20 protein-coding genes and 2 tRNA genes are annotated in these 24,633 nt (G+C 54.1%); 3 read left to right on the top strand and 19 right to left on the bottom strand.

Annotation, left to right across the window (positions count from 1 at the left end; all coding sequences use genetic code 11):
- Positions 1-41: 41 nt before the first annotated feature.
- The 17 genes from LC417_RS10120 to rlmE form a co-directional block, all read right to left on the bottom strand.
- The gene (locus LC417_RS10120; protein WP_031592043.1) at positions 42-1,982 is read right to left on the bottom strand and encodes a DEAD/DEAH family ATP-dependent RNA helicase; all 1,941 of its coding nucleotides are present in this window, start codon (positions 1,980-1,982) and stop codon (positions 42-44) included.
- A 16-nt stretch (positions 1,983-1,998) separates the two neighbouring features.
- Positions 1,999-2,055, bottom strand: coding sequence for a protein YrbN (yrbN, locus tag LC417_RS22595; protein WP_098053093.1), 57 nt, complete (start codon positions 2,053-2,055; stop codon positions 1,999-2,001).
- 105 nt (positions 2,056-2,160) lie between these two features.
- Positions 2,161-3,045 (bottom strand): lipoprotein NlpI, encoded by an 885-nt coding sequence (gene nlpI / locus LC417_RS10130; protein WP_010251765.1) that lies wholly within the window; start codon positions 3,043-3,045, stop codon positions 2,161-2,163.
- Between the two features lie 129 nt (positions 3,046-3,174).
- Positions 3,175-5,313: a polyribonucleotide nucleotidyltransferase gene (pnp, locus tag LC417_RS10135; RefSeq protein ID WP_187515180.1), complete on the bottom strand. Its 2,139-nt coding sequence runs from the start codon at positions 5,311-5,313 to the stop codon at positions 3,175-3,177.
- A 310-nt stretch (positions 5,314-5,623) separates the two neighbouring features.
- A complete protein-coding gene (gene rpsO, locus LC417_RS10140; RefSeq protein ID WP_003851063.1) occupies positions 5,624-5,893 on the bottom strand; it encodes a 30S ribosomal protein S15 in 270 nt (89 codons plus the stop codon).
- Between the two features lie 131 nt (positions 5,894-6,024).
- Entirely contained in the window at positions 6,025-6,969 is a 945-nt protein-coding gene (gene truB, locus LC417_RS10145) for a tRNA pseudouridine(55) synthase TruB (RefSeq protein ID WP_010251781.1), read from the bottom strand.
- On the bottom strand, positions 6,969-7,376 hold the full coding sequence (gene rbfA, locus LC417_RS10150) for a 30S ribosome-binding factor RbfA (RefSeq protein ID WP_010251785.1): 408 nt from the start codon (positions 7,374-7,376) through the stop codon (positions 6,969-6,971). Before rbfA ends, truB begins: the two co-directional genes overlap by 1 nt.
- A 65-nt stretch (positions 7,377-7,441) precedes the next feature.
- Positions 7,442-10,135 carry a translation initiation factor IF-2 gene (gene infB / locus LC417_RS10155; protein WP_010251789.1) on the bottom strand — a complete coding sequence of 898 codons (2,694 nt, stop codon included), beginning with the start codon at positions 10,133-10,135 and terminating at the stop codon, positions 7,442-7,444.
- A 17-nt stretch (positions 10,136-10,152) separates the two neighbouring features.
- The gene (gene nusA / locus LC417_RS10160; protein ID WP_010251792.1) at positions 10,153-11,640 is read right to left on the bottom strand and encodes a transcription termination factor NusA; all 1,488 of its coding nucleotides are present in this window, start codon (positions 11,638-11,640) and stop codon (positions 10,153-10,155) included.
- Between the two features lie 24 nt (positions 11,641-11,664).
- Entirely contained in the window at positions 11,665-12,117 is a 453-nt protein-coding gene (gene rimP / locus LC417_RS10165) for a ribosome maturation factor RimP (RefSeq protein ID WP_010251795.1), read from the bottom strand.
- 212 nt (positions 12,118-12,329) lie between these two features.
- Positions 12,330-12,406, bottom strand: a tRNA-Met gene (locus LC417_RS10170).
- 59 nt (positions 12,407-12,465) lie between these two features.
- Positions 12,466-12,552, bottom strand: a tRNA-Leu gene (locus tag LC417_RS10175).
- Between the two features lie 37 nt (positions 12,553-12,589).
- Positions 12,590-12,928: a preprotein translocase subunit SecG gene (secG, locus tag LC417_RS10180; RefSeq protein ID WP_223565802.1), complete on the bottom strand. Its 339-nt coding sequence runs from the start codon at positions 12,926-12,928 to the stop codon at positions 12,590-12,592.
- A gap of 216 nt (positions 12,929-13,144) precedes the next feature.
- The gene (gene glmM / locus LC417_RS10185; protein ID WP_010251799.1) at positions 13,145-14,479 is read right to left on the bottom strand and encodes a phosphoglucosamine mutase; all 1,335 of its coding nucleotides are present in this window, start codon (positions 14,477-14,479) and stop codon (positions 13,145-13,147) included.
- Positions 14,476-15,315, bottom strand: a complete 840-nt coding sequence (folP, locus tag LC417_RS10190) for a dihydropteroate synthase (protein ID WP_010671999.1) — start codon at positions 15,313-15,315, stop codon at positions 14,476-14,478. The genes glmM and folP overlap by 4 nt, the downstream gene beginning before the upstream one ends.
- Positions 15,316-15,394: 79 nt before the next feature.
- Positions 15,395-17,320: an ATP-dependent zinc metalloprotease FtsH gene (gene ftsH, locus LC417_RS10195; protein ID WP_010251805.1), complete on the bottom strand. Its 1,926-nt coding sequence runs from the start codon at positions 17,318-17,320 to the stop codon at positions 15,395-15,397.
- A gap of 113 nt (positions 17,321-17,433) precedes the next feature.
- Positions 17,434-18,063, bottom strand: coding sequence for a 23S rRNA (uridine(2552)-2'-O)-methyltransferase RlmE (rlmE, locus tag LC417_RS10200; protein WP_010251807.1), 630 nt, complete (start codon positions 18,061-18,063; stop codon positions 17,434-17,436).
- 127 nt (positions 18,064-18,190) lie between these two features.
- Here rlmE and yhbY point away from each other — a divergent pair, with 127 nt between their 5' ends.
- Complete coding sequence (gene yhbY / locus LC417_RS10205) at positions 18,191-18,484, top strand: ribosome assembly RNA-binding protein YhbY (RefSeq protein ID WP_010251809.1); 294 nt, start codon at positions 18,191-18,193, stop codon at positions 18,482-18,484.
- A 106-nt stretch (positions 18,485-18,590) separates the two neighbouring features.
- Here the strand turns inward: yhbY and greA are convergent, their stop codons facing one another.
- Entirely contained in the window at positions 18,591-19,067 is a 477-nt protein-coding gene (greA, locus tag LC417_RS10210) for a transcription elongation factor GreA (RefSeq protein ID WP_010251811.1), read from the bottom strand.
- Positions 19,068-19,316: 249 nt separating this feature from the next.
- Between greA and dacB the strand changes: the two genes are divergently transcribed.
- A complete protein-coding gene (gene dacB / locus LC417_RS10215; RefSeq protein WP_010251813.1) occupies positions 19,317-20,750 on the top strand; it encodes a serine-type D-Ala-D-Ala carboxypeptidase in 1,434 nt (477 codons plus the stop codon).
- 63 nt (positions 20,751-20,813) lie between these two features.
- On the opposite strand, the gene LC417_RS10220 is transcribed toward dacB, so the two are convergent.
- Positions 20,814-23,081 carry a TonB-dependent siderophore receptor gene (locus tag LC417_RS10220; protein WP_223565803.1) on the bottom strand — a complete coding sequence of 756 codons (2,268 nt, stop codon included), beginning with the start codon at positions 23,079-23,081 and terminating at the stop codon, positions 20,814-20,816.
- A gap of 250 nt (positions 23,082-23,331) precedes the next feature.
- Here LC417_RS10220 and fes point away from each other — a divergent pair, with 250 nt between their 5' ends.
- Positions 23,332-24,531 carry an enterochelin esterase gene (gene fes / locus LC417_RS10225; protein ID WP_223565804.1) on the top strand — a complete coding sequence of 400 codons (1,200 nt, stop codon included), beginning with the start codon at positions 23,332-23,334 and terminating at the stop codon, positions 24,529-24,531.
- The last annotated feature ends 102 nt before the right edge of the window (positions 24,532-24,633 follow it).

Here is a 24,633-nt window from a genome sequence, read left to right on the forward strand (position 1 = left end):
GGGAAGCCACTGGCTTCCCTTTTTGTTACGACGCTAAGTCGTTATGCATCACGACGACGTGGAGCGGCGGCTGCGCCCTCTTCACGACGTGGACCACGGCTACCTTCACGGTTGAAAGTACGTCCGCCGCCTTCACGACCACCTTCACGGCGTTCAGAAGAGAAGCGACGACCACCTTCACGGTTAGCTGCGCCCGGACCGCCTGCACCAGGACCGCTGCGACGCTCACCGCCAGCACCAGCTGGACGACGATCACCACGGCCTTCGTTCGGCTGTGCATCACCCAGTAACTGCATATTCATCGGCTTGTTCAGAATACGGGTACGGGTAAAGTGCTGCAGCACATCGCCTGGCATGCCTTTCGGCAGCTCGATAGTCGAGTGGGTACCGAACAGCTTGATGTTACCGATGTAACGGCTGCTGATGTCGCCTTCGTTAGCGATAGCGCCAACGATGTGACGAACTTCAACACCATCATCGCGGCCTACTTCGATGCGGTACAGCTGCATTTCGCCAACGTCACGACGTTCGCGACGTGGACGATCGCCATCACGGCTTTCGCGGTTTTCACGCGGAGCACGAGAATCGCCACGCGCTTCACGGCTGTCACGACGGCCATCACGCTCGTCACGATCGCGGTATTCGCGACGTGCCGGACGCGGTGCTTCTGGTGGCAGAATCAGAGGACGTTCGCCCTGTGCCATCTTCAGCAGTGCGGCTGCCAGTGTTTCCAGATCCATTTCTTCTTCTGGCTGCATTTTAGCCAGCAGAGCACGGTACTGATCCAGATCGCTGCTTTCCAGCTGCTGCTGAACTTTAGCAGCAAACTTAGCCAGACGACGCTCACCCAGCAGTTCTGCGTTAGGCAGTTCTACCTCAGGTATAGTCAGCTTCATGGTACGTTCGATGTTACGCAGCAGACGGCGTTCGCGGTTCTCAACGAACAGCAGCGCACGGCCAGCACGACCAGCACGACCGGTACGGCCGATACGGTGAACGTAAGATTCTGAGTCCATCGGGATGTCGTAGTTAACAACCAGGCTGATGCGCTCAACGTCCAGGCCACGGGCCGCAACGTCGGTTGCAATCAGAATGTCGAGACGACCATCTTTCAGGCGCTCAAGCGTCTGCTCACGTAGAGCCTGGTTCATGTCACCGTTCAGCGCGGCGCTGTTATAGCCACTACGTTCCAGCGCTTCTGCTACTTCCATGGTTGCGTTTTTGGTACGCACGAAGATGATGGCAGCATCAAAGTCTTCTGCTTCCAGGAAGCGAACCAGTGCGTCTGTTTTACGACCGTAAGCGGTCCAGTAGCTCTGGCTGATATCAGGACGCGTGGTCAGGCTTGACTGAATACGCACTTCCTGTGGATCTTTCATGAAGCGTTTGGTGATACGACGAATCGCTTCCGGCATGGTTGCAGAGAACAGCGCGGTCTGATGATCGGCTGGAATTTGCGCCATGATGGTTTCAACGTCTTCGATGAAGCCCATGCGCAGCATTTCGTCTGCTTCATCCAGCACCAGGCCACGCAGGTTAGAAAGGTCTAACGTGCCGCGTTTCAGGTGGTCAAGCAGACGGCCAGGCGTACCCACAACAACCTGTGGTCCCTGACGCAGTGCGCGCAGCTGCACGTCATAACGCTGGCCGCCGTAAAGGGCAACCACGTTCAGGCCACGCATGTGTTTAGAGAATTCGGTAACTGCTTCAGCAACCTGTACCGCCAGTTCGCGGGTAGGTGCCAGCACCAGGATTTGTGGCGCTTTAACAGTAGGATCAATGTTATGTAACAGCGGCAGAGAGAACGCCGCGGTTTTACCACTCCCGGTCTGCGCCATGCCTAACACGTCACGGCCCGCCAGCAGGTGAGGAATACACTCAGCCTGGATTGGGGATGGCTTTACGTAGCCCATGCCATTCAGTGATTCAAGGATGTCGGCGTTCAGGCCAAGGTCAGCAAAAGTGGTTTGAATATCAGTCATGTAGTACACGTGCCTCTTAGATTGCGGCGGCCAGTCTACATAACTCGTCGTGAAAACTTTCAGTCATTTTCATCAAAAAGTGTGAACCGGCTCAAATTAAAAGTTTTGACGAACAGAAAAGCCTTCATCCTTTAAGATGATGACTTAACAGGTTTTACAGGCAAATTAAGTTCGTCAGCTATTGCTGGTCAGATTCTGATAAATCGTCTTGTGCCTGGCCGAGTTGCGCCAGTTCCAACAATGCGTATCGGTGTTCAACAAAGTTATTGACGTTGTTGGCCACCGCCAGTTTGAACAACGCTTTCGCGTCGTCCTTCTCCCCCAGACTTAGGTAGTACTTACCTAAATAGAAGTTGGTTTCACTGAGATGTTCAGCGAGCGAGGTGTTATCCGTTGCGTCCGCCTTGAGACTTTCCATCAACGTTTTCTCGTTGATATCTCCAAGGTAGAACTCGACAATATTCCATCCCCATTGATCTCTGACCGCTTTGTCGTGACGCTGTTGAAGCGCGACTTTTGCCTTGTCGACATCCATCTCACGTTCAACGAGATAGAGCCACAAACTGCGGAAAGGATCGTTAGGATCGTCTTGATAAAACGCCAGCAGATCATCTTGCGCTAACTTGTATCGACCGCCGTAATAGAGGGCGATACCACGGTTTAAATGCGCATAGTTGTAAGTTGGATCAAGCTCAAGTACAGAATCAAACGCTTCATAGGCGGCATCAAAGTTGCCCGCCTGCGTTAAATATATGCCTAAGTAGTTAAACACTTCGGGCATATCTGGTCTTATAGACAGCGCTTGCGAAAAATCGTTCCGCGCTAATGCCCGCAGACCTAAACTATCATACAACACTCCGCGCTCATATAACAGCTGTGCGCGTTCATCATCGGTGAGAGCGCGACTGGCAAGAATTTGTTCCATGCGCGCCAGTATCACTTCCTGCTGCAGTGTGGGCTGTAAAGGCACTGCAAGAACTTCGTTCTTACGCCAATTGGAGTTGCTGCATCCTGCCAGCGTCAAAGCTGTCGCAACAAAACACCAGCGCAGAAAAGGCTTCATTTCCCACTCCCGAATACAAACATTGGGATAACCATCCTGTCATCCGCCTGCTGTGCACAAGGATTCCCGCCCTCGCGATGATACAAACGCCCCTCTCTGCCAGGCAGAGAGGGGCAAATCAGCAACGACTTATTCAGCAGCGTCAGGCGTGGTCACCGCGCCAGCTTCTTCAGCCTGCGGCTTAGATTCTGTCGCTTCTTTGATGCTCAGACGTACACGGCCCTGGCGATCAACTTCCATCACCTTAACCGGTACTTCCTGACCCATCTGCAGATAGTCGGTCACTTTCTCAACGCGCTTATCAGCGATTTGTGAAATGTGAACCAGACCTTCTTTACCGCCGCCGATTGCAACGAAGGCGCCGAAGTCAACGATACGGGTCACTTTACCACTGTAAACGCGGCCCACTTCGATCTCTGCGGTAATCTCTTCGATACGACGAATCGCTTCTTTCGCTTTCAGACCATCGGTCGCAGCGATTTTCACGGTGCCGTCATCTTCAATTTCAATCGTTGTGCCGGTCTCTTCGGTCAGTGCACGAATCACTGAGCCGCCTTTACCGATCACATCTTTGATCTTGTCAGAGCTGATTTTGATGGTGTAAATGCGTGGTGCGAATTCAGAAATCTCAGTACGCGGCGTGCTGATAGCCTGTTCCATAACGCCCAGAATGTGCAGACGTGCACCCCGGGCCTGGTTCAGCGCTTCCTGCATGATTTCACGCGTGATGCCTTCGATTTTGATGTCCATCTGCAGCGCGGTGATACCTTCACGGCTACCGGCTACTTTGAAGTCCATGTCGCCCAGGTGATCTTCATCGCCCAGGATGTCAGACAGAACAACAAACTTCTCATCTTCTTTCACCAGACCCATTGCAATACCGGCAACGGCGGCTTTGATTGGCACACCTGCATCCATCAGCGCCAGTGAGGCACCGCAGACAGAGGCCATTGAAGAAGAGCCGTTAGATTCGGTGATTTCAGAAACAACACGAATGGTGTAAGGGAAATCTTCCGCTTTAGGCATTACCGCTAACACGCCGCGCTTCGCCAGACGACCGTGACCAATCTCACGACGCTTCGGCGAACCTACCATGCCGGTTTCGCCGACAGAGTATGGAGGGAAGTTGTAATGGAACAGGAAGCTGTCGGTACGTTCGCCCATCAGCTCATCAAGATTCTGCGCATCGCGGGTCGTACCCAGCGTTGCAGTAACCAGTGCCTGCGTCTCACCACGAGTGAACAGTGATGAACCGTGTGTACGTGGCAATACGCCAGTACGCACATCCAGACCACGGATCATATCTTTTTCACGACCATCAATGCGTGGCTCGCCATTCAGGATGCGAGTACGAACGACGGTTTTTTCAAGGCTATGCACGATGTCGCCGATTTCTGAGCCATCCAGCGTTTCATCTTCAGCCAGCAGCGCAGCGATGGTTTCGTCTTTAATGACGCCAACCTGGGTGTAACGCTCCTGCTTGTCAGTGATGCGGTAAGCATCGCTGATGCGCGCTTCTGCCAGGGCAGCAACGCGAGAAATCAGTGCGGTATTGGCCGCTTCTGGCTGCCAGTCCCAGCGTGGTTTGCCCGCTTCAGCAACCAGGGCATTGATGTTTTCGATAACGATCTGCTGCTGGTCGTGACCAAAGACCACGGCACCCAGCATCTGCTCTTCTGACAGGATCTCAGCTTCAGATTCAACCATCAGAACGGCATTCTGCGTACCGGCAACCACCAGATCCAGACGAGACTGTTTCAGCTCATCTGCGGTTGGGTTCAGGACATATTGATCGTTGATGTAACCAACACGCGCAGAACCAATTGGACCATTGAACGGCAGACCAGAAAGCGCCAGTGCAGCAGAAGCACCGATCATGGCAACGATGTCCGGATGAACCTGTGGGTTCACAGAGACAACAGTGGCGATAACCTGAACTTCGTTAACAAAACCTTCCGGGAACAGCGGACGAATCGGGCGGTCAATCAGACGCGAAATCAGGGTTTCGCCTTCGCTTGGACGGCCTTCACGACGGAAGAAGCTGCCTGGGATACGACCAGCAGCGTAAGTACGCTCCTGATAGTTCACGGTCAGTGGGAAGAAATCCTGACCTGGTTTAGATTTTTTCTGACCTACTACAGTGACGAATACTGCAGTATCGTCCATGCTCACCATAACAGCGGCTGTCGCCTGGCGAGCCATCATGCCGGTTTCCAGCGTGACGGTATGTTGACCATATTGGAATTTGCGTACGATCGGATTCAGCAAAATCAAAGTCCTTAACTTCGGGGCATGGCTATCTGTAGCCCGCCATTGATTACCAATCTTCAGTTGCATCCTCGCGACTAATGACAACCCTCGACCGCCCCTGCGGTAAAGCCTCTCATTAGCCGCGCGAAATTCTGCAAACTAAAGATCACACTAAGCAACAATACATCAGTTTGGTCCGGATTGCTGCCGATTGCTCGAAAAAAGGGGCCATAAAGGCCCCCTCTTCACGAAACTCGCACAAATCCGATCGTAAGCTGCACAGAGTGCAAAAGCCCGCATAATGCCCCGACGATCAGATTCTTCAGACTTAGCGACGCAGACCGAGACTTTCGATCAGGCTGCTGTAGCGTGCAACGTCTTTACGCTTCAGGTAGTCCAGCAGCTTACGACGCTGAGATACCATGCGCAGCAGACCGCGGCGACTGTGGTGGTCTTTTTTGTGCTCAGAGAAGTGACCCTGCAGATGGGTAATCTGCGCGGTCAACAGGGCAACCTGAACTTCAGTTGAACCGCTGTCGTTAGCACCACGGCCATATTTAGCAACGATCTCTGCTTTAGCTTCTACGCTTAGAGACATAATAAACTCCAGTAATAAATGAATGTATGGGTGCCGATCTCTAATTCAGCATCCCGCTTTAAAGCCGCGCTATTCTACTCTGCGCCCGATAGCAACGCAAATGCCCCATCAGCGAAAAGTGAACGCCTGGCTCAATCCTGATACTCAACCACTAAACGACGTGGCGCAAGCCGGCCATCGTCGGCAATTTCTGCCATACCGATAAACTTACGCGCTTCGCCTTCCGATACCCTTACCAGCCCCTGGGCAGGCGCATTGCTGGCCTGTACCGGCTGTCCCTGGCGGAAGAAATCTGCCACGGCAGGCGGGATATTCACTTCAGGGAAATCAGAGGCGGGGCTGTCCATTGGCAACAACAGCGGATCGAGCTGCGTTTCCAGTGGAATGCCGGCTTCTGTGGCTTCCGTCAGCAGGGTGTTGAGCTGTTCCAGCGTCACCATCCTTTCATACGGATAACGGGCAACCTGAACGCGACGCAGCATAATCACGTGCGCACCGCATCCCAGCTTTTCGCCCAGGTCATCGATGATGGTGCGGATATAGGTGCCTTTGGAGCAGTGAATTTCCAGCTCCAGCTCGTTATCCTGCCAGCGAATAAATTGCAGTTCATAGACAGTGATCGGACGCGGTTCACGCGCAATCTCAATGCCCTGACGCGCATATTCATACAGCGGGCGTCCCTGATGCTTCAGTGCCGAAAACATCGAAGGCACCTGCAGCGTTTCGCCACGGAAGCTCTCCAGAGCACTGTCCAGATCGGCCTGACTGAAGCTGACCGGACGCGTCTGCACGATGTTGCCATCGGCGTCTGACGTGTCGGTCCGCTCGCCCAGTCGGGCAATCACGCGATAGCGTTTGTCGGAATCGAGCAGATACTGCGAAAACTTAGTCGCTTCACCCAGGCAGATCGGCAACATGCCGGTAGCCAGAGGATCCAGCGCGCCGGTATGTCCTGCGCGATTCGCGTTAAAGATACGCTTCACTTTCTGCAGGACATCATTTGACGAGACGCCTTGTGGCTTATCCAGCAACAACACGCCATGGACGTCGCGACCGCGACGACGCGGACGACTCATTACGCCTCCTCGTCATCGCCAGTGGCGTCCGGACCACGGCGTTCAGTATCGTTCTTCACGACGCTGGTGACGAGATTGGACATGCGCATCCCTTCGACTAACGAGTTGTCGTAGAAGAAAGTCAGCTCAGGCACGATACGCAGACGCATCGCTTTGCCCAGCAGAATGCGGATATAACCTGACGCTTCTTTCAGCGCTTTCAGGCCATGTTTAATCGCTTCTTCATCTTTGTCATTGAGGAAAGTCACGAACACTTTTGCGTAAGCGAGATCGCGTGAGACTTCAACGCCTGATACGGTGACCATCATGCCAAGACGTGGATCTTTGATCTCACGCTGCAGGATCATCGCAATCTCTTTTTGCAGCTCTTGTGAAACGCGCTGCGGGCGACCAAATTCTTTCGCCATCATTATTTCTCCCAAATAATTCGGGAGGCCAGAGGCCTCCCAAATTGCAACACATCAGCAGTCTATTACTCGATGGTGCGTTTAATTTCGATGATTTCAAACACTTCGATCATATCGCCAACGCGAACGTCGTTGTAGTTCTTCACGCCGATACCGCACTCCATGCCGTTACGCACTTCGTTGACGTCATCTTTAAAGCGACGCAGAGATTCCAGCTCGCCTTCGTAAATTACCACGTTGTCGCGCAGGACACGGATTGGATTGTGACGCTTGATGTTACCTTCCGTCACCATACAACCGGCAATCGCGCCAAACTTCGGTGATTTGAACACATCGCGCACCGCAGCCAGACCGATGATCTGCTGTTTGTACTCTGGTGCCAGCATGCCGCTCATCGCCGCTTTAACTTCGTCAATCAGGTTATAGATGACAGAGTAGTAGCGCAGATCCAGGCTTTCTGCGTCAATGACGCGACGCGCAGAGGCATCGGCACGAACGTTGAAGCCAAGGAGGATGGCGTTAGAGGCAGCAGCCAGGGTCGCATCGGTTTCGGTAATCCCGCCCACGCCTGAACCCACAATCTTCACCTTCACTTCGTCGGTGGAGAGTTTCTGCAGGGAGTCGGAGATTGCTTCCACAGAACCCTGAACGTCAGCTTTCAGAACGATGTTCAGTTCAGACACTTCGCCTTCGGTCATGTTAGCAAACATGTTCTCGAGCTTAGATTTCTGCTGGCGAGCCAGTTTAACTTCGCGGAATTTGCCCTGACGATAGAGCGCAACTTCACGTGCTTTCTTCTCGTCACGTACCACGGTCGCTTCATCACCCGCAGCCGGCACGCCGGACAGGCCCAGAATCTCAACCGGGATAGATGGACCCGCTTCCATGACTTCGCGACCCAGTTCGTCACGCATTGCACGAACGCGGCCATATTCGAAACCACAAAGAACGATGTCGCCTTTGTTCAGCGTACCTTCACGTACCAGCACGGTGGCAACCGGACCACGACCTTTGTCGAGGAACGATTCGATCACCACGCCGCTCGCCATACCTTCACGGATAGCGGTCAGTTCCAGCACTTCCGCCTGCAGCAGGATAGCGTTTAACAGGTCATCAATGCCGGTACCCGCTTTCGCAGAGACATTAACGAACATGTTTTCGCCGCCCCACTCTTCCGGAATGATACCGTACTGAGTCAGTTCGTTTTTAACACGATCCGGATCCGCTTCTGGCTTATCGCACTTGTTCACTGCAACCACAACCGGCACTTTAGCGGCTTTGGCGTGCTGAATAGCTTCGACAGTCTGTGGCATCACGCCATCGTCTGCTGCAACCACCAGGATAACGATATCGGTCGCCTGCGCACCACGTGCACGCATCGCGGTAAACGCGGCGTGGCCCGGGGTATCCAGGAAGGTAACCATACCGTTGTCGGTTTCAACGTGGTAAGCACCGATGTGCTGAGTAATACCGCCCGCTTCGCCAGAGGCGATTTTAGTGGAACGGATATAGTCCAGCAGGGACGTTTTACCGTGGTCGACGTGGCCCATGATGGTGACAACCGGAGCACGAGACTCCTGCGCAGCATCAGTATCACGATCGTCCATTACCGCTTCTTCCAGCTCGTTCTCACGACGCAGGGTCACTTTGTGGCCCATCTCTTCGGCAACGAGCTGTGCAGTTTCCTGGTCGATGACCTGGTTGATGGTCGCCATGGCGCCCATTCTCATCATCGCTTTAATGACCAGAGAACCTTTCACCGCCATTTTGTTAGCCAGTTCGGCTACGGTGATAGTTTCGCCAATCACAACATCGCGGTTAACGGCCTGCGCTGGCTTGTTGAAGCCCTGCTGCAGTGCGCTAGGTTTGCGATGCTTGCCGCCTTTACCACCACGAACCTGCGCACGCGCTTCTTCACGGTCAGTTTTGGCTTCAGAGTGTTTGTTGCCTTTTTTCGCCGGACGCGCAGCTTTAGCAGTAGTACGCGCACGCGCACGACCTGCTTCAACCTGACGGTCGTTTTCATCTTCCGCCTGACGGGCATGGGTCGAAGTGGTGACGTGATAGTCGCCTTTATCCTCTTCTTCCGGTTTTTCCCATTCAGCTGATTTCTCTTCAGCCAGACGGCGGGCTTCTTCTGCTACGAGGCGGGCAGCCTCTTCAAGCTTACGGCGGGCTTCTTCTTCAGCTTTACGCTTCAGTTCGGCAGCTTCAGCTTCGCGACGGGCTTTGTCTGATTGCGCAGCCCTGGTCACTTCGTCGGTAGGTTGATTTGTCACTTTTTCATTTTCCGCTGCTGCACGTTTGGCCTTGTCAGCGGCTTCGCGCCTGGCTTTATCTTCGGCTTCACGTTGCGCTTTCTGTTCAGCTTCGCGACGGGCTTTTTCTTCAGCCTCGCGTTGCGCCTGCTCTTCCGCTTCACGCTGCGCCTCGGCTTCAGCTTCTGCCTGAGCTTGCTCAGCCTCTGCATCACCCTTCACATAGGTACGCTTTTTGCGGACTTCAATTTGCACCGACTTACTTTTACCCCCGGTGCCTGGAATATTCAAGGTGCTGCGCGTTTTACGCTGCAGCGTCAGCTTAGCTGAACCGACCTGACCGTGTTCACGGTTCAGATGAGATAGTAAGGTTTCTTTCTCTTGCTGGGTCACCGCGTCATTTTCAGACTTAGGGATCCCCGCATCAGCAAATTGCTGTACCAGGCGATCGACCGGAGTCTGAATTTCTGCGGCCAGCGATTTTACGGTTACATCTGTCATGCTGTTCCTTCCTGTTATTACGCGTCATCGCCGAACCAGCAGATATTACGTGCGGCCATAATCAGCGCGCCGGCTTGTTCATCAGACATGCCTTCAATATCCGTCAGATCGTCAACACCTTGCTCAGCGAGATCTTCCAGCGTGCAAACGCCTTTCGACGCCAGGCGGAACGCCAGCGCACGATCGAGGCCTTCAAGATTCAGAAGATCCTCAGCGGGCTCCTGATTTCCAAGACTCTCTTCTTTCGCCAGTGCCAGGGTGGTTAACGCATTTTTTGCTCGTTCACGCAGGGCTTCAATGGTCTCTTCGTCGAGGCCGTCGACTTCCAGCAGCTCGTTGATTGGCACGTATGCCAGCTCTTCCAGCGAGGAGAAGCCCTCTTCCACCAGTACGGTGGCGAACTCTTCGTCGATGTCGAGATGTTTAGTGAACATATCGATCGCTGCATGTGCTTCAGCCTGATGCTTAGCCTGCAGATCATCGACGGTCATCACGTTCAGCTCCCAGCCACTCAGCTGTGAAGCGAGACGCACGTTTTGGCCGTTACGGCCGATCGCCTGAGCCAGATTGCCAGCTTCTACGGCGATATCCATGGTGTGGTTATCTTCATCAACCACGATTGACGCCACATCGGCCGGAGCCATGGCGTTAATAACAAACTGCGCCGGGTTATCGTCCCACAGCACGATATCGATACGCTCGCCGCCCAGTTCACTGGAAACTGCCTGAACACGCGCGCCGCGCATGCCCACACAGGCACCCACCGGATCAATACGTTTGTCGTTGGTTTTGACTGCAATTTTAGCGCGCGAACCCGGATCACGGGCAGCGGCTTTAATTTCAATCAGTTCTTCGCCAATTTCTGGCACCTCGATGCGGAACAGTTCAATCAGCATTTCTGGTTTAGAACGCGTCACGAACAGTTGCGCGCCACGCGCTTCCGGACGTACAGAGTAGAGTACGCCACGAATACGGTCGCCTGGACGGAAGTTTTCACGCGGCAGCATATCTTCGCGCAGAATCACCGCTTCGGCATTGCTGCCTAAGTCGAGGGAGATGTTGTCGCGGTTAACTTTCTTCACCACGCCCGTGATAATTTCGCCTTCCTGCTCACGGAACTGATCAACCACCATTGCGCGCTCAGCTTCGCGCACTTTTTGCACGATAACCTGCTTAGCGGTCTGAGTGGTGATACGGTCAAAGGTGACCGATTCAATCTGATCTTCGACATATTCGCCCAGATTGAATGCTTCATCTTCGAAGCGGGCCGCATCCAGCGTGATCTCGCGCGTCGGCTGTGTCACCTCTTCTACGATTTCCCAGCGGCGGAAAGTATCGAAATCGCCACTGCGGCGATCAATGCTGACGCGTACCTCAATTTCCTGCTCATACTTTTTCTTGGTCGCAGTCGCCAGCGCGCTCTCCAGCGCTTCGAAGATTTTCTCACGCGGCAGGGCTTTTTCGTTAGAAACGGCTTCTACAACAGCTAAGATCTCTTTGTTCATCCTGGTTAGCCTCAATCCGGACTTTTAAAAGTGGGGGACCAGGTTCGCTTTCTGAATATTACTCAGTGCGAACACTTCATCGCTACCCTCAACGTGCACCGTGATCATCTCGCCATCAACTGACTTAATGGTTCCCTGCCATTTACGGCGGTTCTGCACGGCCATACGCAACACCAGACTCACTTCTTCACCCATAAAGCGGGTGTAGTGTTCTGCAGTGAACAGAGGACGATCGAGTCCCGGTGAAGAGACTTCTAGGTTGTAAGGGACCGTAATGGGATCTTCAACATCCATTACCGCACTTACCTGGTGGCTGACATCGGCGCAATCATCGACATTGATGCCATCTTCACTATCAATATAGATGCGCAGGATAGATGTGCGACTACGAACGAATTCAATTCCAACCAGTTCGTAACCCAGCGCTTCTACGGGAGCCGATACCAACTCTGTCAATTTTTGCTCTAATGTGGACAAGCCCACCCCCAAGACATAAAAAAAGGGCCTATAGCCCAGTATTACGATTCGCTAATAACAAAAAACCCCGAATATTCGGGGCTTTTAATCACTGGACCCTGTATGCCGCAATGCGGCCCGGACTCCATCCAAAGAATTTTCTTTCAAAAAATAACCGTGAATGCGTCCGTCGATGCATACAGTATATTTGAAAAAGAACTCAAAGGGAAAATTGGTTGCGGGGGCCGGATTTGAACCGACGACCTTCGGGTTATGAGCCCGACGAGCTACCAGGCTGCTCCACCCCGCGTCCGAAAACGTGGCGAATAATACGCCAGACCTGCATAAAATGCAAGGGATACTGCTATTTGGTACCGAGGACGGGACTTGAACCCGTAAGCCCAATCGGGCACTACCACCTCAAGGTAGCGTGTCTACCAATTCCACCACCACGGCACTACACTGATCACAACGATTCGTTGTGCTGACGACCTTACTTAGGAATATCGCTGCCCGGCGTTACCGGTTGAGCTGGCTTTTCAGTCTGTTGAGAAGACTGCGCCGGCGCAGAAAGATTTTCCCACTCGCTTCCTTTAGACGCTTTATTGCTGTTCAGATTACCCAGAATCAGGCTGATGATGAAAAACAGCGCTGCTAAGATGCCGGTTGTACGAGTCATGAAATTACCTGAACCCGAAGAACCAAACACCGTACCGGATGCGCCTGCACCGAATGAGGCTCCCATATCAGCGCCTTTGCCTTGCTGCAGCATGATCATACCCACGAGGGCGATAGCTACAATAAGGAAAACTACTAAAAGAGCTTGGTACATATCATCCTGTTCCTTGCACGGTAATCGTACAGTTAAAGCTTCAACCAGTATTGATGGGGAGTCTCGTCATCACCCATCAGAAGCGGGTGTGAATACTAACCAAAGGCGCATATCTCTGCAAGTGCAATTTTTACTACCCCTACTGTTTGCAGAAAAAAACGCCATCCCGGTGATTTTACAGGCAGTTCAGCACCCTGCAGACCGCCTGTTACGGTTTTAAACGGCCTTGACCTGGTCGGCGATGCGATTCGCCAGTTCGGTGACCTGCGCCTCATTTTCGCCTTCGACCATGACACGAATCAATGGCTCAGTACCTGATTTACGCAGCAGAACGCGTCCGCGACCCGCCAGCGCTTTTTCCACTTCGGCCGTGACAGCTTTCACCGCGTCACTCTGAAGCGGATCATGTTCGCCCGCAAAGCGTACGTTAACCAGAACCTGCGGCAGCATTTTCATGCCACTACAGAGATCGTGCAGGCTCATATGGTTACGCACCATCGCAGTGAGCACTTGCAAACTTGCAACGATACCGTCACCGGTTGTGGTTTTATCCAGCAGGATCACATGACCGGAGTTCTCTGCACCGAGACGCCAGCCCTTCTCCTGCATCTTCTCCAGTACATAACGGTCACCGACTTTGGCACGGGTAAACGGAATGCCAAGCTGTTTCAGCGCTAACTCCAGCCCCATGTTACTCATCAGCGTACCCACCACGCCGCCGCGTAACTGTCCCTGACGCAGGGCTTCACGCGCAATGATGTAGAGGATCTGGTCGCCATCAACTTTGTCACCCAGATGGTCAATCATCATGATGCGATCGCCGTCACCGTCGTAGGCCAGGCCGATATCGGCCTTCTCCGCCAGCACGCGCTGCTGCAGCAGTTTGAGATCGGTGGCACCGCACTCTTTGTTGATGTTCATGCCGTCTGGCTGGACACCGATAGCAATCACCGTCGCGCCCAGTTCACGCAATACATTCGGCGCAATGTGGTAGGTGGCGCCATTGGCGCAGTCGACCACAATTTTCAGGCCATTCAGATTCAGTTCGCTGGGGAACGTCCCTTTGCAGAACTCAATGTAACGCCCTGCTGCATCGACGATGCGGCTGGCGCGGCCTAACTGCGCTGATTCAACGCAGGTAATCGGCTTTTCCATCTCCAGCTCAATCGCCTCTTCGACGTCATCGGGCAGTTTGGTGCCCTCGGACGAGAAGAATTTAATCCCGTTGTCGTCAAACGGGTTATGTGACGCTGAAATCACAATGCCCGCCTCTGCGCGGAAGGTACGGGTCAGATAGGCGATGGCTGGTGTCGGCATCGGGCCGGTAAAGGCGGCCGTCAGGCCTGCTGCAGCGAGACCGGCTTCCAGCGCGGACTCCAGCATATAACCAGAGATACGGGTATCTTTACCGATGATGATCTTCTTTGAACCGTGGCGCGCCAGCACTTTACCTGCGGCCCAGCCCAGCTTCAGGACGAAATCGGGGGTGATGGGTGCTTCACCGACTTTGCCACGAATGCCGTCTGTACCGAAATATTTACGATTACTCATGATACTCCTTTTGCTCTTCGGGTCGCTTCGACCACGCGCATCGCTTCAGCCGTCTCTTTTACATCATGGGCGCGAATAATCTGCGCGCCCTGCATAGCAGCAATCACCGCGCAACTCAGGCTGCCGGTTAAACGCTGTGACGGGCCGACGTTTAACAGCTGGCCAATCATCGATTTACGCGACATCCCCACTAACAGCGGCAGGCCGAAGTGGTGAAAATCGCCAAGATGAGCCAGCAGTTCATAATTGTGGCTGAGATTTTTACCGAAACCGAAGCCCGGGTCGAGTATCAGACGCTCTTTTTTAATGCCCGCCGCTTCGCAGCGCGCTATCTGCTGAGCGAAGTAAGTGTCCACTTCGCTTAAAATATTTTCGTAAACCGGTGCCTGCTGCATGGTGCGCGGTTCGCCCTGCATATGCATTAAACAGACGGGCAGCCCGGTCGAGGCGGCGGCTTCCAGTGCTCCGGGTTCAGAAAGCGAACGCACGTCGTTTATGATGTGAGCACCTACTCGCGCGGCTTCCCGGATGACGTCAGCTTTAGAGGTGTCCACTGAAATCCAGACTTCGAAACGCTGGGCAATGGCATCGATGACCGGAATCACCCGCTCCAGCTCCTCCTCCACACTCACTTCATCCGCGCCAGGACGGGTTGATTCCCCACCCACATCGATGATGGTTGCGCCTGCATTGACCATCTCATTGGTATGCGTCAGCGCATCAACCAGCGCGTTATGCTTTCCACCATCTGAAAAGGAGTCCGGCGTGACGTTAAGAATGCCCATCACATGTGGAAAAGATAAATCGAGATGGGAATCACGGGCGAACAACTTCATGGCGGAAACTCCTTGCTGATCAATATCTGGATGTAAAAAACCCCGGACCAGCCGGGGTTTTGTCTGACGATGTTGCGTCTTATTTGTTGTACTGCTCTGACATGGTATTGCCTGGGTTTGGCGTACGCGGTTCATCAACCGGGCGTGGCGCCTTTGGCGTACCGTTGCTGTCTGAGTTGCTGCCTGGATCTTCCCAGCCCGCTGGCGGACGCACTTCGCGGCGCGCCATCAGGTCGTCGATCTGCGGTGCATCAATGGTTTCATACTTCATCAGCGCGTCTTTCATCGCGTGAAGGATGTCCATGTTCTCACCCAGAATCTGACGAGCACGCTGGTAGTTGCTGTCGATCAGGTGCTTAACTTCCTGGTCGATGATGCGGGCCGTTTCATCAGACATATGTTTCGCTTTCGCGACAGAACGTCCGAGGAACACTTCACCCTCTTCTTCTGCATAGAGCAACGGACCCAGTTTTTCAGAGAAGCCCCACTGCGTCACCATGTTACGCGCCAGATTGGTCGCAACTTTAATATCGTTGGACGCACCGGTAGAAACACGTTCTGCACCGTAGATGATCTCTTCTGCCAGACGACCGCCGTAAAGCGTTGAGATCTGGCTTTCCAGTTTCTGACGGCTGGCGCTGATCGCGTCGCCTTCAGGCAGGAAGAAGGTCACACCCAGTGCGCGACCGCGCGGGATAATCGTTACTTTATGAACCGGGTCATGCTCTGGCACCAGGCGACCAATAATGGCGTGGCCTGCTTCGTGGTAGGCAGTTGACTCTTTCTGCGATTCCGTCATCACCATGGAGCGACGTTCCGCACCCATCATGATTTTGTCTTTCGCTTTCTCGAACTCTACCATCGAAACCACACGCTTGTTTGAACGGGCCGCGAACAGCGCTGCTTCGTTAACAAGGTTGGCCAGATCGGCACCCGAGAAGCCTGGCGTACCACGTGCAATGATTGCTGCATCAACATCAGTTGCCAGCGGCACACGACGCATATGCACTTTCAGGATCTGCTCACGACCGCGAACATCTGGCAGGCCAACAACAACCTGACGGTCAAAGCGACCTGGACGCAGCAGCGCAGGGTCCAGTACGTCAGGACGGTTAGTTGCGGCGATAACAATAATACCTTCGTTACCTTCGAAACCATCCATCTCAACCAGCATCTGGTTCAGCGTCTGCTCACGTTCGTCATGTCCACCGCCTAAACCGGCGCCACGCTGACGACCGACTGCGTCGATCTCATCGATAAAGATGATGCACGGAGCCGCTTTTTTGGCCTGTTCGAACATGTCACGCACACGGGATGCACCGACACCGACAAACATTTCCACAAAGTCAGAACCGGAGATGGTAAAGAAAGGCACCTTCGCTTCGCCGGCAATCGCTTTTGCCAGCAAGGTTTTACCGGTACCCGGTGGCCCCACCATCAGAACGCCTTTTGGAATCTTACCGCCCAGCTTCTGGAAACGGCTCGGCTCACGCAGATATTCCACCAGTTCAGCAACTTCATCTTTCGCTTCGTCACAACCTGCTACGTCGGCGAAAGTGGTTTTAATCTGGTCTTCCGTCAACATGCGGGCTTTGCTCTTGCCGAAGGACATCGCGCCCTTACCGCCGCCGCCCTGCATCTGACGCATAAAGAAGATCCACACACCGATCAGCAGCAACATCGGGAACCACGAAATGAAGATTGAAGCCAGCAGGCTTGGTTCTTCCGGCGGTTCGCCAACCACTTTGACGTTTTTGGTCAAGAGGTTATCGAGCAACTTGGGATCGTTGACAGGAATGTAGGTCGTGTATTTATTGCTGTCTTTTTTAACGACGTTAATTTCACGCCCGTTAATACGTGCCTCGCGGACCTGATCCTGGTTCACTTCCGACAGGAAGGTTGAATAATCAACCCGACGGCCATTCGACTCGCTGGGCCCAAAGCTCTGGAATACTGACATCAGCACGACCGCGATGACTAACCAGAGAATCAGGTTTTTCGCCATGTCACTCAAGGGATTAACCTCATATTACAACGGTGTTAACAGATAGCGTAGGGTACTATAGATCCCGCATACATGGAATCGCAGCAAAACTGCGGACTTCTCCAGCAATTTGGTTATAGTTTGCGCCCAGTCGCCACAATATACACTTCACGTGAACGTGAACGTGAAGCGTCCGGCTTACGAATTTTCACTTTCGTAAACAGGGAGCGAATTTCCCGCAGGTATTCATCGAAGCCATCTCCCTGAAACACTTTCACTACAAAACTGCCGCCAGGTGCCAGGATATCCCGACACATCTCCAGCGCCAGCTCGACTAAATACATCGACCGGGGAATATCTACGGCAGGTGTACCACTCATATTCGGCGCCATATCGGACATGACAACCTGAACTTTTTGATCGCCAACGCGTTCAAGCAGCGCATTGACCACCGATTCTTCACGAAAATCGCCCTGAAGGAAATCGACACCGACTATCGGATCCATTGGCAGGATATCACAGGCAATGACTCGCCCTTTGTTCCCAATTTGCTGTACCACATATTGCGACCAGCCTCCGGGTGCAGCACCCAGATCTACCACGGTCATGCCGGGTTTGAAAAGCTTGTCACCCTGTTGTATTTCATCAAGTTTAAACCAGGCGCGCGAACGCAACCCTTTTTTATGCGCCTGGAGCACATATTTATCGCTAAAGTGTTCCTGAAGCCAGCGGCCGGAGCTGGCCGAACGCTTTTTACCCGTCATAATATTTCCAACTAAATCGTCATCGTAGCGATAAACCTGCACGCAATGGGTTGCGTCGATTTGGTGATATACCCGAGATGGCGGTAGAATGAACCGTTTTCAATCCCTGAGTAAGTAAAAAACTACGATGAATCTAAGTACCAAACAAAAACAGCACCTCAAGGGCCTCGCCCATCCGCTCAAGCCAGTGGTTATGCTGGGTGGCAATGGCCTGACTGAAGGCGTGCTGGCCGAAATCGAGCAGGCTCTGTCGCATCACGAACTGATCAAGGTAAAAATTGCCTCGGAAGATCGTGAAACGAAACAGCTGATCGTTGAGGCTATCGTGCGTGAGACCGGTGCCAGCAACGTACAGGTGATCGGCAAAACGCTGGTGCTGTATCGCCCCTCTAAAGAGAGCAAAATTTCTCTGCCACGCTAAGTGGGCAAAGAAAGTGACATGCTCTTACCTCAGATAAAAGGCCGCAATGCGGCCTTTTTCCTTTCTTTACATTGTGCTTTAACGCTTTTCAAAGCGTAGCAACATCTTAAAGGTATTCCACCTTCAGGATTTCATACTCAACGTCGCCGCCCGGGGTTTTCACGATAGCCACGTCATCGGCCTCTTTACCCACCAGGCCACGCGCCATCGGCGAATTGACCGAAATCAGATTTTGCTTAAAGTCCGCTTCGTCATCGCCCACAATGCGATACGTGGCTTCTTCGTCGGTTTCGACGTTCAGCACGGTGACGGTTGCACCGAAAATCACGCGTCCGGTTTTCGGCATCTGAGTGACGTCGATAACCTGCGCATTGGAGAGTTTGGCTTCAATCTCCTGAATACGACCTTCGCAAAAACCCTGCTCTTCACGCGCAGCGTGATATTCCGCGTTCTCTTTTAAATCGCCATGTTCGCGTGCATCAGCGATAGAGGCGATAATGCGCGGGCGCTTCACGGTTTTCAGCTCGTTCAGCTCTTCGCGCAATCTTTCAGCGCCTCTTAACGTCATCGGAATCTGATTCATTTAAGCTCCTCGCCATCTTTCCTGTTTAACGATGTCATCCTGACCGGTGACTGCAGAAAAAAGCGTTCTGCGGCGCATTAGCCCGTTTTTGCAAATAAAAGAATCCTGACCCGGAGATGCTTCCAGGCCAGAAAAGAGTTTTGCAATTTGATACGTATTTTACCCCAGAGTTCCCTGCGGGTCATCGTTTACTTTGCACCGTCCAGCGACGTAGTATTGACGCCCTCACCTGCCAGTTACCGCGAGATTATGCGATTTTCACGACTTGTTACCGGATTAAGCTGCGCATTTATGCTGCAGGCACACGCAGCGCCAGTTGATGAATACATGCAGTACCTGCCAGACGGCGCCAATCTGGCGCTGATGGTACAAAAAGTAGGCGCATCAACACCGATTATTGATTATCACGGAAAACAGATGGCCCTGCCCGCCAGTACCATGAAAGTGGTGACGGCGCTGGCAGCATTGCTGGAACTGGGTGGCGACTTCCGTTTTCAGACCACTTTTGAGACTCGCGGCGCCATTATCGATGGCACCCTGAACGGCGATTTAGTTGCACGTTTCGGCGGTGATCCCACCTTAAGCCGTCAGGATCTGCGCAACATGGTGGCGGCGATAAAGAAGCAGGGCATTAACCATATCAAAGGCAATCTGGTTATCGACACCTCCGTTTTTGCCAGTCACGATATGGCGCCGGGCTGGCCGTGGAACGATATGACCCAGTGCTTCAGTGCTCCGCCGGGTGCGGCAATCGTTGATAAAAACTGCTTCTCGGTGTCGCTCTACAGTGCTAATACGCCGGGTGAGAATGCCTTTGTACGTATCGCCTCCTATTATCCGGCGCATATGTACAGCCAGGTGCGCACCATTGGCCGCAACAGCGGCGAAGGGCAATATTGCGAACTGGATGTGGTGCCGGGCGAGCTGAACCGCTACACCCTCACGGGCTGTATGCGCCAGCGCGCGGAACCGCTGCCGCTGGCATTTGCGGTGCAGGATGGCGCGGCCTGGGCTGGCGAAATCCTCAAGGCGGAACTGCGGTCGTCTGAGATTGACTATAGCGGGCATCTGGTGCGACAGACGCAGGTCACCGAACCGGGTACCGTGCTGGCATCGACCCAGTCCGCGCCGCTGCATACGCTGCTGCACACCATGCTGAAGAAGTCAGACAACATGATTGCCGACACGGTGTTTCGCACCATTGGTCATCACTACTTCAATGTGCCCGGCACGTTCCGCGCCGGACAGGATGCCGTTCGCCGCATCCTGAAAGCCAAAGCCAATGTCGACATGGGTAATAGCATTCAGGTGGATGGTTCAGGTCTCTCCCGCCATGACCTGATTTCGCCGCAAACCATGATGCAGGTATTGCAGTTCATTGCGAAGAATGACAACACGCTGGATTATATTTCGATGCTGCCGCTGGCAGGTTACGACGGCACGCTGCAGTATCGCGGCGGGCTGCATGAGGCGGGGCTGGATGGCAAAGTCTCGGCGAAAACCGGCTCACTGCAGGGCGTCTATAACCTGGCGGGCTTTATCACCACCTCCAGTGGTGCGCGGGTGGCATTCGTTCAGTTCCTTTCCGGTTATGCGGTCCCGCCGGAAGATCAGCGTACCCGCCGTATTCCGCTGGTGCGATTTGAGAGCCGTCTCTACCGCGATATCAATCAGAACAACTGATTATTCAGTCATGAAAAAAGCGCAGCGGTCAGGTCAACCGCTGCGCTTTTTATTGCCCGTCCATCAGAAGCGGGTATTCACGCTCATATACCAGGTGCGGCCCGACTCGTTAAAGGTATTGGCCCCTGCGCCATAGAGCCACGCTCCGGTGGTGGCATTGCCGGTGGTCTGCGCGTTGCCCTGACGGAAATGGCGCTTGTCGAACAGGTTGTCGATACCCACGGTGACGCTGGCATATTTATTAACGTCATAGGTGCCGCTCATGCCCACAACCGAATAGGGGCTCACCTGATCGGTGGCGCTACCGGTGACGGCGTTACCTTTATAGTCATATTTCTTCGGTACCTGTTTACCGTACCAGGTCAGGGTCGTTTGCAGGGAGAGGTCCTGCATCGCCTGCCAGCTCAGCGTCGAATTGAGCGTATATTCCGGAATAATCGACAGACGATCGCCGGTCTCTTTATTCTTACTCTGCAGCATGTAAGTGAAGTTATTGTTCCACGTCACGCTGTCAGAGAACGGCACATTGACCGTGCCTTCCAGCCCCTCGACGACTGCTTTGGGCACATTTTCCCATTTGTAGATGTCGGTTTTGCCGTTAGATGCGGTGCCGGTTGGCGCCGTGCCAGCCTCGATCTTGTTACGATAGTCGTTGCGGAACCAGGTCAGGCCCGCCTGGTAACCGTCACGCTTCCATTCGACCCCAATCTCTTTATTGATGCTGTTTTCCGCTTTCAGTTCGTCATTACCCATCAGATAACAGGCACCGGCACTGGCGGCACAGCCCTGACCATTGCTGTAGAGCAGATAGTTCGGGTTGGTCTGATAGAGGCTCGGAGCTTTATAGGCGCGCGCAATGCCCATTTTCAGTGTGAACTCATCGCCTAATCCCTGTGACAGGTTGAGCGACGGGCTCCAGTTATCGCCGACAATCGAATGGTGATCGAAGCGCAGGCCCGGCGTCAGCATGGTGCTGTCGGTCAGCTCAATATTGTCTTCGGCAAACAGCGAGAAGATTTCCGCCTGTGAATAGGGTGTGCGGCCGGTCGTAGCGATACCGGGAATCGACCCGTAGCTGGCGGCCTGAGTCGTCGATGAAGGATCCTTCATCCGCTGCTGATTCCATTCCGTCCCGAAAGTCGCGGTCTGGTTCACCAGCCATTCAAACGGCACACTGATCTCACTGTGCAACAACACATCATCCAGCTGGATGGTATTGAAGTTGCTGTTGGCGAAGATGCCTTCGGTGCCGCCCGCCAGCCCCTCATTCAGACGCGCGTTGCGGGTATTCTCATATTGCGCGTAGGTATTGGTGCTGATGCCATTATCCCAGGCACCGGTCCACTTAACAGAAAAGTTCTGCCGATAGAGCCGGTTGGTCTCGTCACCATATTTGCTTTTCACCAGGGCGTTGGTATTGGTGTTCTGCGTGTCCCCGGCGTAGAGGTTGCCCTGACGACTGTAACCGGCCCCCACTTCCAGCGTCTGCATCGGCGCAAATGCCCAGCGCAGCAGGCCATGAATATCTTTGTTGATCGAGCCTTCCCGGCCCGCCGGGTACGATCCGGCATAACTGCCGGTGCGGTCTGCGGCGTGCCCTTCATTAATGTCGTAAGCATCAGCCTGCGTTTTTGCCAGTCCGCCATAGAGCCGGAAACTGACATCATCGCCCAGTGGCCCTTCAAGGCTGAAGTTGGTGCGACGGGTCGCGCCCTCCTCCTTGTGTTCCGGCACGTTGTAATAGGCGCTCCATGAGCCGTGCCACTGATTATCCATCTCTTTTTTGGTGATGATGTTCACCACGCCGCCCGCTGCACCGTTACCGTAACGAGCCGCTGCCGGACCGCGGATTACCTCAATGCGATCAATGATCTCTGGCGGCACCCAGTTAGTGTCGCCGCGCGTATCACGCTCGCCACGCCAGCCAAGCCGAACCGCGTTGCGGCTGGTCACCGGCAATCCATCGATCAGAATCAGGGTATTTTCCGGCCCCATGCCGCGGATATCGATCTGGCGATTGTTTCCGCGCTGGCCGCTGGTGGAGTTACCGGTCAGATTGACGCCAGGCATGGTGCGAATAATTTCGGCGACATCGCGTGCGGGTGGATGTTTTTTAATTTCGTCGGCGGTGATGGTCGACACGCCAGGTGCCTGCAACGTCTGCTCGGCGGCGGTCACCATCATGGTGTCGTCGTGGAGGGTATCGGAGGGGCTGCTGTCGATAGCCGGTTCGCGGGTGGCTTCAGCAGCCACGGCACCGGCAGAAATGAGAGAGGCGGTGAAACCCAGTTCAATCATAATGGCTAACGAAAGCCGGGATAACTTTTTCATTTTTCTGTTCCTGGAGTGCCGGCGAGGATGCCACTGCCGGCGTGCCGGTAAAAAAGTAATAACCTTGCCTGCAACGTTTTCCCCTTGTCGCCGGGCCAGCGTCAGAACCGCTTTGCATCAGTCTGAAAGCCGGTGCGGCAGAGAGGATGCGCGCGCTCCCTGTCGGGCGGAAACACCCTATTGCAAATGCAAATAATTATCAATACTATTATTCATAACATGCATGACCCTAATCAAGGGTGATCGAAAGATGGCGCGTATGACGTGGTTAAATGAAGAAACCGGCAGTGAACGCTGGTGGCAACAGCAGCAGCAACGGGGCATTCCTCTGGTTGAAGCTGGCGAAAAGGGAACCTGTCAGGTCACCTTTTTCTGGCGCGATCCCCAGGGTGACACGCAGCACTCCGATACCCGGCGCGTCTGGATCAATATTACCGGCGTAACCGATCATCATCATTCAGCGGTCCCCTCCTCATTAACGCCTGTTCCCGATACCGATGTCTGGTGGTGGCAAACCGCTCTGCCCGCTGACTGGCGCGGCAGCTACTGCCTGATTCCTGATAGTCAGGAAGAGACTTTTACCGGGCAGGCCGATATGCAGTCAGTGCGCCAGTGGTGGAGTCAGAAATTCCCGCAGGCGCAAAGCGATCCGCTGAATCCTCTGCGAAGCTGGGCGGGTGGACGCGGAATGAGGGTCTCGCCACTGCACCTGCCACACGCGCCGGATCAGCAGGTGTGGCGTGCAGTTGATGAGGGCCGTGCCGCCGATATTCCGCTGCAACACTATTTGTGGCGCAGCGAACGGCTGGGGAACCAGCGTCAGATCTGGATCTCTGTTACCGGAGACGCCAGTGCAGGCGATCGTCCGCTGGTACTGCTGCTGGATGGTCAGTTCTGGGCAAAGAACATGCCGGTTGCCGGCCCGCTTCAGCAACTGACAGAGGCAGGCGAACTGCCCCCTGCGGTCTATGTCATGATCGACATCATCGACCGCGAACACCGCACGCGTGAGCTGACCTGTAACCCTGACTTCTGGCTGGCGATTCAGCACGAGCTGTTGCCGCAGGTTCAGCGCTGGGCGCCGTTTCGTGCCGACAGCACGCTGGTAGCGGGACAGAGTTTTGGCGGCCTTTCTGCCGCTTACGCCACCCTGACCTGGCCGGAAACCTTTGCTGGGGCGATCAGCCTCTCCGGGTCGTTCTGGTGGCCCGCGCGCGGCGATCCCAATGGCTGGCTGCCACAGCAGTTACAACAGGGCTTACTGCAGGCCCCCCCTCGCCGCTTCTACCTGGAAGCGGGACGACGCGAACGGCTGATTCTGGCAGCAAACCAGCAGTTTCAGCACGATCTGACCGCTGCCGGACATCAGGTCAGCTATCACCCGGTCGAAGGTGGTCACGATGCGCTGTGCTGGCGCGGCGGACTGCTGGCAGGCCTTAAAGCCATATAGCAATAGCCCTAACCCGCTTATATTCCGCCTTCTGCGCGCCACTGAAAGATATCGGATATGCAGGACAGCGGCGTTAGCGCGCCCGGTGACTGCGGACAGGAG

It is taken from the genome of Pantoea sp. OVA07A, from assembly GCF_019969975.1.
GTDB lineage: Bacteria > Pseudomonadota > Gammaproteobacteria > Enterobacterales > Enterobacteriaceae > Pantoea > Pantoea agglomerans.

Coding starts and splice junctions, on each gene's coding strand:
- LC417_RS10120 (WP_031592043.1), bottom strand. CDS start 1,982: ATGACTGATATTCAAACCACTTTTGCTGACCTTGGCCTGAACGCCGAC.
- nlpI (WP_010251765.1), bottom strand. CDS start 3,045: ATGAAGCCTTTTCTGCGCTGGTGTTTTGTTGCGACAGCTTTGACGCTG.
- rpsO (WP_003851063.1), bottom strand. CDS start 5,893: ATGTCTCTAAGCGTAGAAGCTAAAGCAGAGATCGTTGCTAAATATGGC.
- truB (WP_010251781.1), bottom strand. CDS start 6,969: ATGAGTCGTCCGCGTCGTCGCGGTCGCGACGTCCATGGCGTGTTGTTG.
- rbfA (WP_010251785.1), bottom strand. CDS start 7,376: ATGGCGAAAGAATTTGGTCGCCCGCAGCGCGTTTCACAAGAGCTGCAA.
- infB (WP_010251789.1), bottom strand. CDS start 10,135: ATGACAGATGTAACCGTAAAATCGCTGGCCGCAGAAATTCAGACTCCG.
- nusA (WP_010251792.1), bottom strand. CDS start 11,640: ATGAACAAAGAGATCTTAGCTGTTGTAGAAGCCGTTTCTAACGAAAAA.
- secG (WP_223565802.1), bottom strand. CDS start 12,928: ATGTACCAAGCTCTTTTAGTAGTTTTCCTTATTGTAGCTATCGCCCTC.
- glmM (WP_010251799.1), bottom strand. CDS start 14,479: ATGAGTAATCGTAAATATTTCGGTACAGACGGCATTCGTGGCAAAGTC.
- folP (WP_010671999.1), bottom strand. CDS start 15,315: ATGAAGTTGTTCGCCCGTGATTCCCATCTCGATTTATCTTTTCCACAT.
- ftsH (WP_010251805.1), bottom strand. CDS start 17,320: ATGGCGAAAAACCTGATTCTCTGGTTAGTCATCGCGGTCGTGCTGATG.
- rlmE (WP_010251807.1), bottom strand. CDS start 18,063: ATGACGGGTAAAAAGCGTTCGGCCAGCTCCGGCCGCTGGCTTCAGGAA.
- yhbY (WP_010251809.1), top strand. CDS start 18,191: ATGAATCTAAGTACCAAACAAAAACAGCACCTCAAGGGCCTCGCCCAT.
- greA (WP_010251811.1), bottom strand. CDS start 19,067: ATGAATCAGATTCCGATGACGTTAAGAGGCGCTGAAAGATTGCGCGAA.
- dacB (WP_010251813.1), top strand. CDS start 19,317: ATGCGATTTTCACGACTTGTTACCGGATTAAGCTGCGCATTTATGCTG.
- LC417_RS10220 (WP_223565803.1), bottom strand. CDS start 23,081: ATGAAAAAGTTATCCCGGCTTTCGTTAGCCATTATGATTGAACTGGGT.
- fes (WP_223565804.1), top strand. CDS start 23,332: ATGGCGCGTATGACGTGGTTAAATGAAGAAACCGGCAGTGAACGCTGG.